Raw genomic sequence first — 13,702 nt, 5'->3', positions numbered from 1 at the left:
ATCAGCTGCTCGGGCTTGCGCCACTGGCGGGCCGGGGCCGCGCCGGACAGCAGCACGAGACCGTCGGCGTGCCGGCGCATGCGGGTGGCCAGGTGGTCGGGCTCCGGCCCCTCCTCGGGGGAGGCGTCCGAGGTGAGCGCCGGGCGTGGGCCGCCGTCCGGCTCCAGGGAGTCCGCCGTCCCGCAGCCGGCGGCGCCCAGCACCACCACCGTCACCATCCCCAACGTCCTCTGCCGAGCCCGCACTTGTTCCTCCGCCTGGTCGTCCGGCGCACTGTGGTGCGGCCCACTCTGTCAGACGGCCGGCCGAAGATCGGCGGCAGCCCGGAGAAGGTGCGGGGAAGAAGATGTGGGGAAGAGGGTGCGGCGGGTTTAGGGTCGGGCGCATGGCTTCCGAGGAGGAGAGCAGCGTCCGCGTCGACAGCTGGATCTGGTCCGTGCGGCTGGCGAGGACGCGGTCGGCCGCGGCCGCCGCCTGCCGGGCGGGGCACGTCCGGGTGAACGGGGAGCGGGCCAAGCCCGCGCAGCCGGTGCGTTCCGGGGACGAGATCCGGGTGCGTCAGGAGGGGCGGGAGCGGATCGTGGTGGTCACGAAGCTGATCCGCAAGCGGGTCGGCGCCCCGGTGGCCGTGGAGTGCTACCAGGACAACAGCCCGCCGCCGCCCCCGCGCGAGCAGGCCGTGCCGGTGGCCCGCCGCGACCGCGGCACCGGCCGGCCGACCAAGCGGGAACGGCGGGACACGGAGCGGCTGCGCGGCGTCACCGGCACCTGACCGGCCGCCGGCGCGGCACCCGCGCCGGCGGCACGGGGCCGCGACCCGGACGAACCGGATGAACCGGCGGGCGGCCGGGGCTCGTGGCCGGGGCGGCCCCGTCAGGGCGTCGGCTCGGCGCCGCGCTCGGCCAGCATGTCGGCCATCAGCCGGATCTCGGACTCCTGGGCCTCGACCATGCCGGCGGCCAGGCGCTCGATCTCGTCGGTGCCGGCCTGCTCGGCCGCCGCCCGGGCCATCAGGACGCCGCCCTCGTGGTGCACCGTCATCAGCTGGAGGTAGCGGATCTCCGCGTCCTCGCCCTCGGCCGCCGAGAGCTCGGCCAGCTCCTCGTCGGTGGCCATGCCGGGCATCAGCGCCCCGTCCCCGGTCGCCTCGTGCTCACCGTGCCCGTCGCCGTCCATCCAGGACATGGGCGGCTCGCCCGAGCTCTTGTTCCGGTCCCAGACCTCGAGCCAGCCGAGCATCATCCCCCGCTGGTTGGCCTGGGTGTTGATGATGTCGTAGGCGAGCCGACGCACGTCCTCGTCGTCCGTGCGGTCACGGACGATGAAGGACATCTCCACCGCCTGCTGGTGGTGGACCGACATGTCGCGGGCGAAGCCGACGTCCGCGGACTCCTCCGCCGGCGCGGCCCGGGCGGAGTCGGCCGGCGCCAGGGCGGTCAGGCCGATCAGCAGCGCGGCGACCACGGCGATGGAGCCGCTGGCCGCGATCAGCCACCGCCGGACGCTGGCGCTCATTCCGCGAGCCCCCCGGTGCAGGCCGCGCCCGGCTCGGGCGTCTGGGCGCCCTGGACGAAGGTGTCGAGGAAGGTCTCGACGCGCGGGTCGGCCGCGGTGTCCACGGCGAGCTGGTTGCCCCAGGCCGTGAGCACGATCGGCGACTCCTGATCGGCCTTGGGGCTCATCAGGGTGTAGGTGGTGTTGGAGACGCGGTCGGAGAGGGTCGCTATGTCCTCCTCGGCGGCGGCGTCGTTGTAGGTGACCCAGACGGCGCCGTGCTCCAGCGAGTGCACCGCGTTCTCGTTGGCTATCTCGGCCTCGTAGACGTCGGCGTCGCAGTTCATCCAGGCCTGCGCGTGGTCGCCGCCGGCCGGCGGGTTCATGGTGTACTCGACCTGGCCCTCGACGTGGTTGCGGGAGAGGTCCTCCCAGGTCTGCACGCCCTCGATCTCGGCCGACTCGCCGGACTGCGGCGCGGCCGCGTCGTCACCGTCGCCGTCGGAGTTGGCCACCAGCCACCAGCCACCGCCGACGGTGGCGGCGAGCACCACGCAGCAGGCCACGATGGTGACGAGGCGGTTGCGGCGGTCGCGGGCGCGTTCCTTCCGGCGGGCCTCCTCGATCTTGGCCCGGCGGTCGGCGGCGGCGTTCCGCTTCCCGGACTTGCCACCGGTCCTGCCGCTGCCCTTGTTGCTGGTCCTGTCGGTTGCCATGAGGTCTGAGTCCTTCTTCCGGCGAACGGGATGGTCCTGTTACGGGGGTGCGGGGTGGGACTTTCCCGTCACGTTCGCTGGATCCGCAGCCGATGCAGGTCGACGGCCCCCGCCTCGTCGTTCGCCGGCCCGCTGATGCCGGGGGCGGCGACGACACGGGCGGCCGGCGGCGCCGGGTCGGGCGGCGGAACGTGGAGCGCGAGCGGGGCCGGGAGCAGCGGATCGGCCGGCGTGCCCGGGCCGCCATGGCACGTGCTGCCCGGGTCGATCGAGTCCGCCTGCGGTGGGGCATGGGGGTGCTGCCCGAGATCCGACTGCGCGGCGTGGGGACCCTGGACCGCGGCGGTGGCCGCGGCCACGGCGCCGGCCTCCGCGCTGGCGGCGGTGAGGCCGAGGACGCACAGCACGGCGGCGAGGACGACGATCAGGCGGTTCGGCGCCATGCCCTGGACAGCCCCGCCGCGCCCGGCGTGGCTGACGTCTGTGCCGCCGGTCCGGCCGGCTGTTCGGGTCATCGACGGTCATCGTACTCATGGCCGATCGATGATGGTCCGGTGCCGTCATGACCACGGATCGTCGCCGTCGACGCGGTAGCGTGGAATTGGCCTTGCGCCGCAGGGTTGTTGGGGCTGTGCGGGCTCACGGGATCCGATCAGATCACCGTGCAATGCGAATCTATCGGACTTATCAGACTCTCAGACTCGAAGGAGAGCGCCGAGATGGTGTTCAAACGGCTGCTCGGGGCGATGGGCGTGGGCGGCCCCTCCGTGGACACGATCCTGGACGGCGGTGCGGTCGTTCCCGGCACCACGTTGACGGGGCGGGTCATGGTGCGGGGCGGCTCCATGGACGTCGAGATCACCGGCATCCATCTGGATTTCGTGGCACGGGTCGAGGCCGAGGGGCACGACTCGGAGAGCGAGGGCTACGTCGTCTTCCACCGGGCCACGGTGGGCGGCGGCTTCCGGCTCGCCGAGGAGCAGGAGTTCAGCGTGCCCTTCCAGGTGCCGGTGCCGTGGGAGACCCCGGTCACCGAGCTCTACGGCCAGCCGCTGGGCATCGTGCTCGGCGTGCGTACCGAGCTCGCGGTGGCCGGCGCGGTGGACAAGGGTGACCTCGACCAACTGATGATCCGCCCGCTGCCGGTGCAGGAGGCCGTGCTGGAGGCGTTCGGTCAGCTGGGCTTCGGCTTCAAGTCGGCCGACCTGGAACTGGGGCACATCGGCGGCACCGGGCAGACGCTGCCGTTCTACCAGGAGATCGAGATGTACCCGCCGGAGCACTACGCGCACGCCATGCGCGAGATCGAGATCTCCCTGCTGGCCTCGCCCAGCGGGCTCGAGGTGGTGCTCGAGGCCGACAAGCCGGGTGGCTTCTTCAGCGGCGGGCACGACGTCGTCAACCGCTTCGTGGTGGGCCACCACGACGTCGGCCAGACCGACTTCAACGGTCTCGTGGACTCCTGGGTCCGGCAGCTCGCCGAGCGGCACGGCGGCGGCCACGGCGGCGGCTTCTTCGGTGGCGGGCACCGGGGCCACCACGGCCACCACGACCCGTACGGGCACCAGGGCCACCACTCGCACAAGGAAGAGGAGGAGCGCTCCGGCTTCGGCGCGGGCGCGATGGTCGCGGGCGTGGCGGCCGGCGTGGTCGGCGGGCTCGTCCTGGGTGAGGTCATCGACGAGGTGGGCGACATGTTCGAGGGCGACGAGGACTGACGGCGCTCGCGTCGGAAACTCCCGGCTCACTCGCGCGAGTTCACTCGCGCGAGTGAGCCTTCGCCTGTTATCGACGGCGTGCTCCGGGTCTTGCCCGGGCGGCCCGGCGAGTCTGGTGTAAGAACGTCCGTGAATCGATCTCCGCCGTTCTCACCCCTTCTCACCCGGTTGGTGTTGGGCTGCTTCGCCATGTCGTCTGCCATGAAACTGCTCAGGAAAATCAACGCCGCGCTCGGCTCGGCGACCGGCCTCCAGGTGCGCCGCGCGCGCCCCGGGGCCGCGGTTCCCCGCCCGGCCGCTCCCCCGCGCCCCGCCGGCGATCGGAGCGTGATCGCACCGCGACCGCCGGCCGACCCGGCCCGGGACCGGCTGCTGCGCCGCCCGGTGTTCATCATCGCGCCGGTCCGCTCCGGATCCACCCTGCTGCGGCTCACCCTCAACGCGCACTCGCGGCTGCACGCGCCGCACGAACTCCACTTCCGCCGGCTCGAGGTGGCCCACGCCACCCGCCTCGCCGAGCGCTCCCTCGGCCTGCTGGGGCTCGACCGGGCCGAGCTCGAACACCTCCTGTGGGACCGGGTGTTGCACCGCGAGCTGCTGCGCTCCGGCAAGGAGACGCTGGTGGAGAAGACGCCGGGCAACGCGTTCGTGTTCCGGCGGATCGCCACCTGCTGGCCGGACGCCAGGTTCCTGTTCCTGCTGCGGCACCCCGCGGCCGTCGCCCGCTCCTGGCACGAGGCCGACCCGGTGAAGCGCAACCCGGAACACGCCGCCCACGACGCCTTGCGCTATCTGAACGCCGTGGAGCGCGCCCGACGCGCGCTGCCGGGACACACCGTGCGCTACGAGGAGTTGACCGGCGACCCGGAGGCCACGCTGCGCTCGGTCTGCGACTTCCTCGAGGTCTCCTTCGAGCCGGGGATGCTGGAGTACGGGCAGGTGCCCGGCGCCACCGCCCGGTTGGAGAAGGGGCTCGGCGACTGGCGCGAGAAGGTGAGGTCGGGCCGGGTCCAGCCGGGCCGCGAACTCCCGCCACCCGAGGAACTGCCGGCGGTGCTGCGGGAGATCTGCGAGACCTGGGGCTACCCGGCGTCGGGCCGGGACGCGGGCTCGGCGGCCGGCCTGGTCGACACCGGACGCGTGTCATGAGGGGCCACGCCGAGCTGGCCCGGGTGTGGCCGCGGGACGGGCGGCTGCGCCTCGTCGGCCGGCTGCACGACCACGCCCCCGAGCCGGCCACGGCCGACGGCTGGACGCTGCGGGTCGCCCGGCGTGGCGCGGTCGGGGAGCCGGCGCTGCGCTACCCGGCGCCGCTCGACGGGGCGGCCTTCGACTCCTCGCTGCCGGTGGCGGACCTGGTGCCGGCCGACACGTTCGAGCCGCCGGCGCTGTGGGACGTCTGGCTCGCGCCGCCCGGGGCCACCGGCGCGGGGCTGCGGGTGGGCCGGCTGCTCGACGACATCAGGAACAAGAAGACGGTCATGGTCTTCCCCGGCCAGCGCGTCACCAGGGGCGAACTGACGCTGCTGGTGCGGCCGTACTACACGATCAAGGACAATCTCTCCGTCGAGGTGCGGCCCGGCCGATGAAGATCCGCTATCTGCTGCTGCACGCCTACGGGATGGGCGGCACGATCCGAACCGTGTTCACGCAGGCCGGCGCGCTGGCCGCGGCCGGCCACGACGTGCGCGTGGTCAGCGTGCTCCGGCGCGCCGACCGCCCCTACTTCCCGCTCGACTCCCGGGTGCGGCTCTTCGCCCTGGCCGACCTGCGACACGACCACGACGCGGAGCCGGACGCGCCCCGCGGGCCGCTGCGCCGGCTCGCCGACCGCCGGGCGGCGCGGCCGCCGCGGTTCGTGCCACACGGCGAGGGCGGCTACGCGGCACTGACCCGGGGCATCGAGCGCCAGGTCATCGACTATCTCGGCGAGTTGCGGGACGGGGTGCTGGTGACCACCCGGCCCTCGCTGAACCTGCTGGCCGCCAGATTCGCCACCCGGGGCGTGCTGCGGGTGGCCCAGGAACACATGAACCTGGCCGTCCACCAGCCCGACGTGCGGGCCGCGATCGCCCGCTGGTACGGCCGGTTCGACGCGATCGCCGTGCTGACCCAGCGGGACCGCGGGGACTATCTGCGGATCGCGCCCGGCACCCGGGTGGAGTTGATCCCCAACGCGGTGCACTCGTTGAAGCAGAAGCCGTCCACCTGCGCCAGCCGGATCGCGGTGGCCGCCGGGCGGCTGCGCCCGCAGAAGGGGTTCGACCTGCTGATCCCGGCGTTCTCCCGGCTGGTGGACGAGTTCCCCGACTGGCAGCTGCGGATCTACGGCACCGGGGACCGGGGCAACCAGCTGCGGAAGCTGATCGACGAGCACCACCTGTACAACCAGGTGTTCCTGATGGGCCGCTCCGACCAGTTGGACGAGGAGTTGGCCAAGGCCTCGATGTACGTGCTGAGTTCGCGGGCCGAGGGGCTGCCGATGGTGATGATCGAGGCGATGACGCACGCGCTGCCCGTGGTCAGCTTCGACTGCCCCACCGGCCCCTCGGACGTGATCACCGACGGCAAGGAGGGACTGCTCGTCCCGCCGGAGGACGTGGACGGGCTCGCGGCGGCGATGCGCACGCTGATGGCCGACGAGGGGCTGCGGGCCCAGATGGGCGACGCGGCGCTGGCCACCGTGCAGGCGTACTCCCCCGAGGCGATCCGGGACCGGTGGACGGCGCTCTTCGAGTCGCTCGCCAGCTCAAGGACCGGATGAGGGAGCGGGTGAGGGACCGGGTGAGGGAGAACCTCGCCACCGGCGTCACGACGGCTCGCCGTCAGACGCGGAGGTAGGCGAGCACGGCGAGCACCCGGCGGTGGTCGTCGGGGGCTGGCGGGAGGTCGAGCTTGGCCAGGATGCTCGCGATGTGCTTCGCCACCGCCGCCTCCGTCACGACGAGACGCCGGGCGATCGCGGCGTTGGAGCGGCCCTCCGCCATCAGCGCGAGCACCTCGCGCTCACGCGGCGTCAGGCGGGTCAACGGGTCCGGGCGTCGCGCCAACAACTGGCGCACCACCTCCGGGTCCACGACTGTCGCCCCGGCCGCCACCCGGCCGACGGCGTCGGCGAACTCCTCGACGTCCCCGATACGTTCCTTGAGGAGATATCCCATCCCCGCGCCGCCCCGACGGTCTTCCAGCAGCTCGTCGGCGAACGTCTGCTCGACATACTGACTGAGCACCAGCACCGCGAGCTCCGGCTGCTCCGACTGGAGTCTCCGGGCGGCGCGGAGGCCCTCGTCGCGGAAGTCGGGCGGCATGCGGACGTCGACGACGACCAGGGCGGGCCGCAGCCGGTGGGCGGCGGCGAGCAACGCGGCGCCGTCTCCGACGGCTCCGACCACGTCGTGGCCGAAACGCCGCAGCAGGTGAACCATGCCCTCGCGCAGCAGCACGGAGTCCTCGGCGATCAGGACGCGGAGGGGCGGTGGCACGGGATCTCCGCTCTGATCGTGGTGGGACCGCCGGACGGACTGGACAGGAGCATTCTGCCGTCGGCGGCGGCGATCCGGTCGGCCAGACCGAGGAGGCCGCTGCCGCGCGCGGCGTCGGCCCCACCCACGCCGTCGTCCTCGATCTCCAGACACAGCACCCCTTCGGCGCTGCGGGCCGCGATGCGGCACCGGCCGGCACCACTGTGCCTGGCGATGTTGGTCAGCGCCTCGGTGACCACGAAGTAGACCGTGGCCTCGACGCCGGGCGGCAGTCGCTCGGGCAGGTCGATGTCGACGGTGGTGGGGACCGGGGAGCGCCCGGCGATGTCGCGGACGGCGGCGGGGATTCCGCGCTCGGTGAGCACCTGTGGGTGAACCCCCCTGATCAACTCGCGCAGCTCCGCGAGCGCCTCCTTGGCGAGGGTGTGGGCCTCCCCCACCTCCTTGGCCGCGACGCTGCCCGGCGCCACGTCGAGCGCGGCTATCCCCAACTTCATGTTCAGTGCGACCAGGCGCTGCTGGGCTCCGTCGTGCAGGTCGCGCTCGATGCGCCGGCGCTCCGCCTCGAAGGCGTCGACGAGCCGCGCCCGGGAGCGGACCACCTCGCGCAACTCGCCGTCCCCGGGGGCCAGCGCGGCCCGGGCCAGGGCGCCACGGGCCCCCGCCCAGGCACCGATGGGGTAGGCCGCTATGGGCAGCAGGACCGCTCCGGCGACCGGCCCGGCGAACGCCTGCCAGGGCGCGGCCGTTGGTTGGAACGGCGCGAACAGCAGGAACCCGGGGATGCCGATCGAGACCAGGACGACGGCGAGATCCGCCCAGCCAACGGCCACGACGGAGACGGCGCCGTAGCCCACCGTCCGCCAGCCGTCGAGTGGCCGCAGCGGCTCGCTGTCTATCAGGGTGAGGCGCCACCTTTCGAACGGGCCCGCCATCAGAACGGCGAAGGCCAGGATGTGGACGGCGGCGAGCACACCCGCCGTCCTGCCGAAGGGGGCGGTCAGCACGCCGAGGAGCGCGAGACCGAGCGCGGTGCTGAAGAACCCGCCGGTCAGCAGATACGCCAGCGACCGCAGGGGCCACTTGCTACGGAGATATCCCAGCGGCCGGTAGCCGAGAGCCTCCAGGACGTTACGAGGAAACACACGTCGACCGTATCGAGGCGTCCCCGGGGCGGTCGGTAGTGCCAGGTGGAGTTTTTCTTCTCGCCCTGGTGCCAATGCGCGGGCGGGGCAGGGTGCCGTTGCCTTGATCCCATGACCTTGACACCGACTGACCCCACTCCCCCTCCCGTCCGGCTCCACGCCGTTCGGAAGCGCCACGGCGAGGGAGAGCGCGCCGTGACCGCCCTGGACGGCGTCACCGTCGCCTTCGCCTCCGGCACGATGACGGCCGTGATGGGCCCCTCGGGCTCGGGGAAGTCGACCCTGCTCCACTGCGCGGCGGGCATCGACCGTCCGTCCGCCGGCGAGGTGTGGATCGCCGGCACCGAGTTGGGCGGCCTCGACGAGCACGGCCTCACGCTGCTGCGCCGGGAGCGGGTCGGCTTCGTCTTCCAGGCGTTCAACCTGGTCTCGGCGTTGACGGCGGCACAGAACGTGGAGCTGCCGCTCCGGCTCGCCGGGCGGCGTCCGGCGGCCGGGGCGGCACGCGAGGCCCTGGCCCGGGTCGGCCTCGCGGCCCGGTCCGGCCATCGGCCCGGCGAGTTGTCGGGGGGCCAGCAACAACGGGTGGCGATCGCACGGGCGTTGATAGCGCGCCCGGCGGTGCTCTTCGCGGACGAGCCGACCGGGGCGCTGGACAGCGCCGCGTCGCGCACCGTGCTCGAACTGCTGCGGCAGCTGGTGGACACGGAGGGTCAGACGGTGATCATGGTGACGCACGATCCGGCCGCGGCGGCGTTCGCCGACCGCGTGGTGCTCCTCGCGGACGGGCGGCTCGCCGACGAGTTGCCCGGCGGCGCGGGAGCCGAGGCGATCGCGGCTCGGACGGCGGCGCTGGAGGTGCGGTCGTGACGGGCTGGGCGATGGTCAGGCAGCGTTGGGTCTCGTTCCTCGGATGCTTCGTCGCGGTCGCGGTGGGCGTCGCCGTGGTGACGATGAGCGGTCTGATCCTGCTCTCGGGCGGCACGGGCGTGCCCGCGCGGCTCGCCGGCGCCCCGGTGCTGGTCGCCAGCCCGGAGGAGGCCCCGGCCAGCGGCGTGTTCGCCCAGCCGCCGCCCTGGTCGCCCGAGCGGGCCGAGCGGCTGCGGGGGGCACTGGCCGCGCTGCCGGGGGTCGACGCGGCGGTCCCCGTTCGCGACTTCTACGCGCAGGCCGTCGGCACCGAGCAGCGCGCCGGCGAGCGGCAGGGCCATGGCTGGTCCACCGCGGCGCTGGCCTCGTTCGGGCTGACGGCCGGCGGGCCGCCGGCCGCGGCGGGCGACATCGTCGTCGACCGGGCGCTCGGCCTGCCGCCGGGCGAGCGGGTGGCGATCCTGACCGCGGCGGGTCCGGTCGACTTCACGGTCTCGGGCACGATGGCCGGCCCCGGCTACTACGTCACGGACGAGCGGGCCGCGGAACTCGCCGGCGGCGTCCGCGTCATCGGTCTCACCCTCGCGCCCGGAGCCGATCCCGCGCGGGTGGTCGGGTCCGCGCGGGAGGTCGTCGGCTCCGAGGGCCGGGTGCTGTCCGGATCCGCCCGGGGCGCGCTCGCCCCGGAGCGGGACGAGATGACCCGCTGGATCGGCGCTCAGGTCGTCACCGCGATGACGGCGCTCTCCGTGTTCGTCTCCGTCTTCGTCGTGTCGTCGTCCTTCGCCTTCACCGTCGCCCGACGTCGCCGCGAGTTCGGCCTGTTGCGGGCCATCGGGGCGACGCCGCGGCAGTTGAGGCGCGTGCTGTACGGCGAGGCGGCGTCAGTGGGCGTCCTCGCGGCGGGTGTCGGGTCCGTGCTCGGGCTGCTGATGGCACCGGTGATGGCCGGGCTGCTGGTCGGCGGCGGCCTGCAACCGGTGGGCTTCACCGTGCGGTTCACCTGGTGGGTCCCCGTCGCCGCGTTCGCCCTCGGGCCCGCGGTCGCCCTGGTCGGCGTGTGGTGGGCCTCCCGTCGGGCGGCGCGGGCGGCTCCGTTGGACGCGATGCGGGAGGCGGTGGTCGACGCCCCGCCGATGACGAGGGGCCGCTGGCTGGCGGGGCTCGGGCTGACGGGCCTGGGCATGGCCTGCGCCGCCGGCACGGCCGTCGCCGGTCCGGACGCCATGGTCCTGTTGGGTCTCGGCACCGCGATGAGCCTCACCGCCGGGCTCACCGTCCTCAGCCCGGCGTTCACCCGGCCCGTGGTGAGCGCGTTGACGCGGCCGCTCGCCATCAGCCCGGGGGCGACGGCCATGTTGGTGCGCGAGAGCGTGCGCACCGCGGTGCGCCGCACCTCCGCGTCGGTCGCGCCGGTGCTCGCCACGGTGGCGTTCGCCGTGCTGATCACCAGCACGGTGGAGACGACCGCCGGCGCGGAGACGGTAAGTGAGGCCGCCGCCGTGCGGGCGGAGGCCGCGATCGTCCCGCGGGGCACCCCCGGCCTCTCGGCCGCGGCCGTGGCCGGTGTCGAGGGCACCGCCGTGCTGTCGACCACCGTCTACCCGGGGGCCGGCGGGTCCGCGCTGCTCGCGGCCGGCGTCTTCCCGGAGTTCGAGGCGGTCCGCGGCGCGCCGGCGCCCGCCGAGGGCACGGTCGTCGTGAGCGCGGCGGTGGCCGCGGCGCACGGCCTGGAAGAGGGCGCGGGCTTCGGCCTCGTCTTCGACGACGGCCGAACCGAGCGGCTCCGGGTGGCCGCGGTGATCGGTGACGACCTGCCGCACCAGCTGCTGCTGCCGGCCGAGTTGGTGCGGGCCCGTGATCCCTCGGCACTGGCCGACGTCGTGTTCCGCACCGGTGGGCCGCCGGCCCGTCCGGCGGCGGAGCTCGGCGCCGAGGAGGTCTCGGTCCTGGAGCAGGCACGAGGGGACGACGCGGAGGAGGAGGGCCTGATACGCCTCTTCACGCTGATCCTTGTCGCCATGACGGCCGGATACACGGCGATCGCCGTCGGTTCCACGCTGCTGACGGCGACCTCGGACCGGGCGCGTGACTTCCGGGTGCTGCGGCTGTCGGGCGCCTCGAGGCGCCAGGTGCTCATGGCCGTGGCGGGAGAGACCTGTTGCGTCGTGGCGATCGGCGCCGTGCTGGGCCTGGCCGCGGCCGCTCCGGCGCTGCTGGGCATGGGCCACGGGCTGGGCGAGAACCTGGGCGTCCCGGTGGAGCCGGTGGTCGCCTGGCCGTGGGTGGTGGGCTCGGTCGGAGGGTGTCTGCTGGTCGGGCTGGCGGCCAGCGTGCTGCCCGCCCGCCGCGTCCTCCGCCGCGCGGGCGTCCCCGGTGCCGGGGAGGGCGGATGAGCGGCTGACGGGAGCCGGCCGGTCGGTCGTGGCCCGGCGGTCTCAGGAGACGATGTCCTTGTTCCGGAAGCCGCGGAAGGCCAGCGCGAACAGCACCAGGGCGTAGGCGACGGAGACCGCGGTGCCGCGGATCATGCCGCCCCACTCCAGCTGGGGCTGGAAGGCGTCGGCCCAGGCGAACTGCCAGTGCGCGGGCAGGAACTCGCGCCAGTCGCCGAGCGCGGTGATGGCGTCGAGGATGTTGCCGACGATGGTGAGCCCGAGCGCGCCGCCGACCGCGCCGAGCGGCGCGTCGGTGGCGGTGGAGAGCCAGAACGCGAGGCCGGCGGTGACCAGTTGGGCTACCAGCACGTACCCGACGCCGACGGCGAGGCGGCCCAGCGCGTCGCCGGCCGGCAGAGCGCCGCCGGTGGGCAGCTCCAACGGCCCCCAGCCATAGGCGGCGGCGCCGACGGCCAGCGCCACCAGCGGCAGCAGGACCATGGCGGCGGCGCTGAACAGCAGCGCCACGCCCAGCTTGCTGAGCAGCAGCCGGCTGCGCGGCACGGGCGCCGCCAGCAGGTAGCGCAGCGAGGACCAGCCGGCCTCGGCGGCCACCGTGTCGCCGAAGAACAGCGCCACGGGCACCACCAGCAGGAAGCCGGCGGAGAGGAAGAGGCAGGTGGCGGCGAAGTTCACGGCGGAGGCGGTGGCCGTGTCGAGCAGGGTGAGCTCACCGCCGCCGCTCGGCCCGCCGCCGACCTCGAAGGCCACGGCGACCACGAGGGGCAGCAGGCCGAGCAGCGCGCCGATCACCAGCGTGCGGCGGCGCCGCAGTTGGCGGACGGCCTCCACTCGCAGCGGCAGGGTGCGGCGGGCGGCGTAGCCGGGTGCCGCGTCCAGGGCGGTGGTGGTGACGGCGGCCGTGGTGCCGGCGGTGGTGTCGGGCGCGGCTGCCATCAGGCGCCTCCGATCAGGGTGAGAAAGGCATCCTCGAGGCGGCGGTGCGGGCCGACGGCGTGCACGGGGATCTCCAACCGCACCAGCTCGGCGAGGAGTTCGGCGGGGCTGAGGCCGTCGAGCCGGATCAGCAGGCCCGTCTCGGCACGACCGACCGAGGCGACGCCCGGCAGCGCGGCGACCTGTTCGAGCACGGCGTCGGTCGGCTCGACGTCGATGCCGACCAGCAGGGTGTCGCCGGAGCCGGTGATCTCGCCGACCGGGCCCGAGCGCACCAGCCGTCCGCCGTCCATCACCACCAGGTCGGTGCAGGTCTGTTCGACCTCGGCGAGCAGGTGGCTGGAGACGATCACGGTGCGGCCCTCGGCGGCGTAGCCCGTCATCACGTCGCGCATGGCGCGGATCTGCGGCGGGTCGAGGCCGTTGGTGGGCTCGTCGAGGATCAGCAGTTCCGGCAGGCCGAGCATGGCCTGGGCGATGGCGAGTCGCTGCCGCATGCCCTGCGAGTAGGTGCGTACGGCGCGGTCCACGGCGGGGCCGAGGCCGGCGATCTCCAGGGCCTCGTCGAGGCGGGCATCGGCGGCCGGGCGGCCGGTGGCCGCCCAGTAGAGCTCCAGGTTGGCGCGGCCGCTGAGGTGGGGCAGGAAGCCGGCGCCCTCGACGAAGGCGCCGACCCGGGAGAGCACCGGGGCGCCGGGCCCGACGAGGTGGCCGAAGAGCCGGATCTCGCCGGCGTCCGGGGCGATCAGGCCCATCAGCATGCGCAGCGTGGTGGTCTTGCCGGCGCCGTTGGGGCCGAGCAGGCCGAGCACCTGGCCGCGCCTGACCTGGAAGGAGAGGTCGCGGACGGCGTAGCGGTCGCCGGCGCCCGCGTAGCGCTTGGTGAGCCCTTCGATCCGCAGCGGGACGTCGGCCAGCAGGGGGTCGGGGGCGGGGTCGACC

General features: G+C 74.1%; 15 protein-coding genes. 7 read left to right on the top strand and 8 right to left on the bottom strand.

Annotation, left to right across the window (positions count from 1 at the left end; genetic code table 11):
* A partial coding sequence (locus tag E1283_RS18310) for a hypothetical protein (RefSeq protein ID WP_132819149.1) occupies nucleotides 1-218 on the bottom strand: 218 nt, incomplete at its 3' end.
* A 167-nt stretch (nucleotides 219-385) separates the two neighbouring features.
* Here E1283_RS18310 and E1283_RS18305 point away from each other — a divergent pair.
* Nucleotides 386-772, top strand: a complete 387-nt coding sequence (locus E1283_RS18305) for an RNA-binding S4 domain-containing protein (RefSeq protein ID WP_132819148.1) — start codon at nucleotides 386-388, stop codon at nucleotides 770-772.
* A gap of 101 nt (nucleotides 773-873) precedes the next feature.
* Here E1283_RS18305 and E1283_RS18300 read toward each other — a convergent pair whose 3' ends face one another.
* The 3 genes from E1283_RS18300 to E1283_RS18290 all read right to left on the bottom strand — a co-directional run bounded on the left by E1283_RS18300 (nucleotide 874) and on the right by E1283_RS18290 (nucleotide 2,725).
* The gene (locus tag E1283_RS18300; protein ID WP_132819147.1) at nucleotides 874-1,515 is read right to left on the bottom strand and encodes a DUF305 domain-containing protein; all 642 of its coding nucleotides are present in this window, start codon (nucleotides 1,513-1,515) and stop codon (nucleotides 874-876) included.
* Entirely contained in the window at nucleotides 1,512-2,210 is a 699-nt protein-coding gene (locus E1283_RS18295; RefSeq protein WP_132819146.1) for a DUF3105 domain-containing protein, read from the bottom strand. The genes E1283_RS18300 and E1283_RS18295 overlap by 4 nt, the downstream gene beginning before the upstream one ends.
* A gap of 68 nt (nucleotides 2,211-2,278) precedes the next feature.
* Complete coding sequence (locus tag E1283_RS18290; RefSeq protein WP_132819145.1) at nucleotides 2,279-2,725, bottom strand: hypothetical protein; 447 nt, start codon at nucleotides 2,723-2,725, stop codon at nucleotides 2,279-2,281.
* A 204-nt stretch (nucleotides 2,726-2,929) separates the two neighbouring features.
* On the opposite strand from E1283_RS18290, the gene E1283_RS18285 reads away from it, so the two are divergent.
* From E1283_RS18285 to E1283_RS18275, 4 genes are all read left to right on the top strand, one after another.
* Nucleotides 2,930-3,928 (top strand): sporulation protein, encoded by a 999-nt coding sequence (locus E1283_RS18285; RefSeq protein ID WP_132819144.1) that lies wholly within the window; start codon nucleotides 2,930-2,932, stop codon nucleotides 3,926-3,928.
* Nucleotides 3,929-4,255: 327 nt separating this feature from the next.
* On the top strand, nucleotides 4,256-5,077 hold the full coding sequence (locus E1283_RS18280) for a sulfotransferase family protein (protein WP_341829937.1): 822 nt from the start codon (nucleotides 4,256-4,258) through the stop codon (nucleotides 5,075-5,077).
* Entirely contained in the window at nucleotides 5,074-5,517 is a 444-nt protein-coding gene (locus E1283_RS37370) for a hypothetical protein (protein WP_165956163.1), read from the top strand. Before E1283_RS18280 ends, E1283_RS37370 begins: the two co-directional genes overlap by 4 nt.
* The gene (locus E1283_RS18275; RefSeq protein ID WP_132819143.1) at nucleotides 5,514-6,692 is read left to right on the top strand and encodes a glycosyltransferase family 4 protein; all 1,179 of its coding nucleotides are present in this window, start codon (nucleotides 5,514-5,516) and stop codon (nucleotides 6,690-6,692) included. Before E1283_RS37370 ends, E1283_RS18275 begins: the two co-directional genes overlap by 4 nt.
* Before the next feature lie 61 nt (nucleotides 6,693-6,753).
* On the opposite strand, the gene E1283_RS18270 is transcribed toward E1283_RS18275, so the two are convergent.
* Together E1283_RS18270 and E1283_RS18265 are read right to left on the bottom strand one after the other, a co-directional pair.
* Nucleotides 6,754-7,353, bottom strand: coding sequence for a LuxR C-terminal-related transcriptional regulator (locus tag E1283_RS18270; protein WP_425086196.1), 600 nt, complete (start codon nucleotides 7,351-7,353; stop codon nucleotides 6,754-6,756).
* Nucleotides 7,354-7,385: 32 nt separating this feature from the next.
* Complete coding sequence (locus tag E1283_RS18265) at nucleotides 7,386-8,555, bottom strand: sensor histidine kinase (protein ID WP_165956162.1); 1,170 nt, start codon at nucleotides 8,553-8,555, stop codon at nucleotides 7,386-7,388.
* 111 nt (nucleotides 8,556-8,666) lie between these two features.
* On the opposite strand from E1283_RS18265, the gene E1283_RS18260 reads away from it, so the two are divergent.
* A complete protein-coding gene (locus E1283_RS18260; protein WP_132819141.1) occupies nucleotides 8,667-9,425 on the top strand; it encodes an ABC transporter ATP-binding protein in 759 nt (252 codons plus the stop codon).
* The gene (locus tag E1283_RS18255; RefSeq protein ID WP_243744930.1) at nucleotides 9,422-11,821 is read left to right on the top strand and encodes an ABC transporter permease; all 2,400 of its coding nucleotides are present in this window, start codon (nucleotides 9,422-9,424) and stop codon (nucleotides 11,819-11,821) included. The genes E1283_RS18260 and E1283_RS18255 overlap by 4 nt, the downstream gene beginning before the upstream one ends.
* 42 nt (nucleotides 11,822-11,863) lie before the next feature.
* Here the strand turns inward: E1283_RS18255 and E1283_RS18250 are convergent, their stop codons facing one another.
* Nucleotides 11,864-12,760 carry an ABC transporter permease gene (locus E1283_RS18250; RefSeq protein ID WP_132819140.1) on the bottom strand — a complete coding sequence of 299 codons (897 nt, stop codon included), beginning with the start codon at nucleotides 12,758-12,760 and terminating at the stop codon, nucleotides 11,864-11,866.
* On the bottom strand, nucleotides 12,760-13,702 hold a 943-nt coding region (locus E1283_RS18245), incomplete at its 5' end, for an ABC transporter ATP-binding protein (protein WP_132819139.1). The genes E1283_RS18245 and E1283_RS18250, both read right to left, overlap by 1 nt.

This window comes from Streptomyces hainanensis (assembly GCF_004348415.1).
Taxonomy (GTDB): Bacteria; Actinomycetota; Actinomycetes; order Streptomycetales; family Streptomycetaceae; genus Streptomyces; species Streptomyces hainanensis.
Note: the sequence above shows the minus strand (reverse complement) of the source record. Positions and strands in the feature narration are given on the sequence as shown.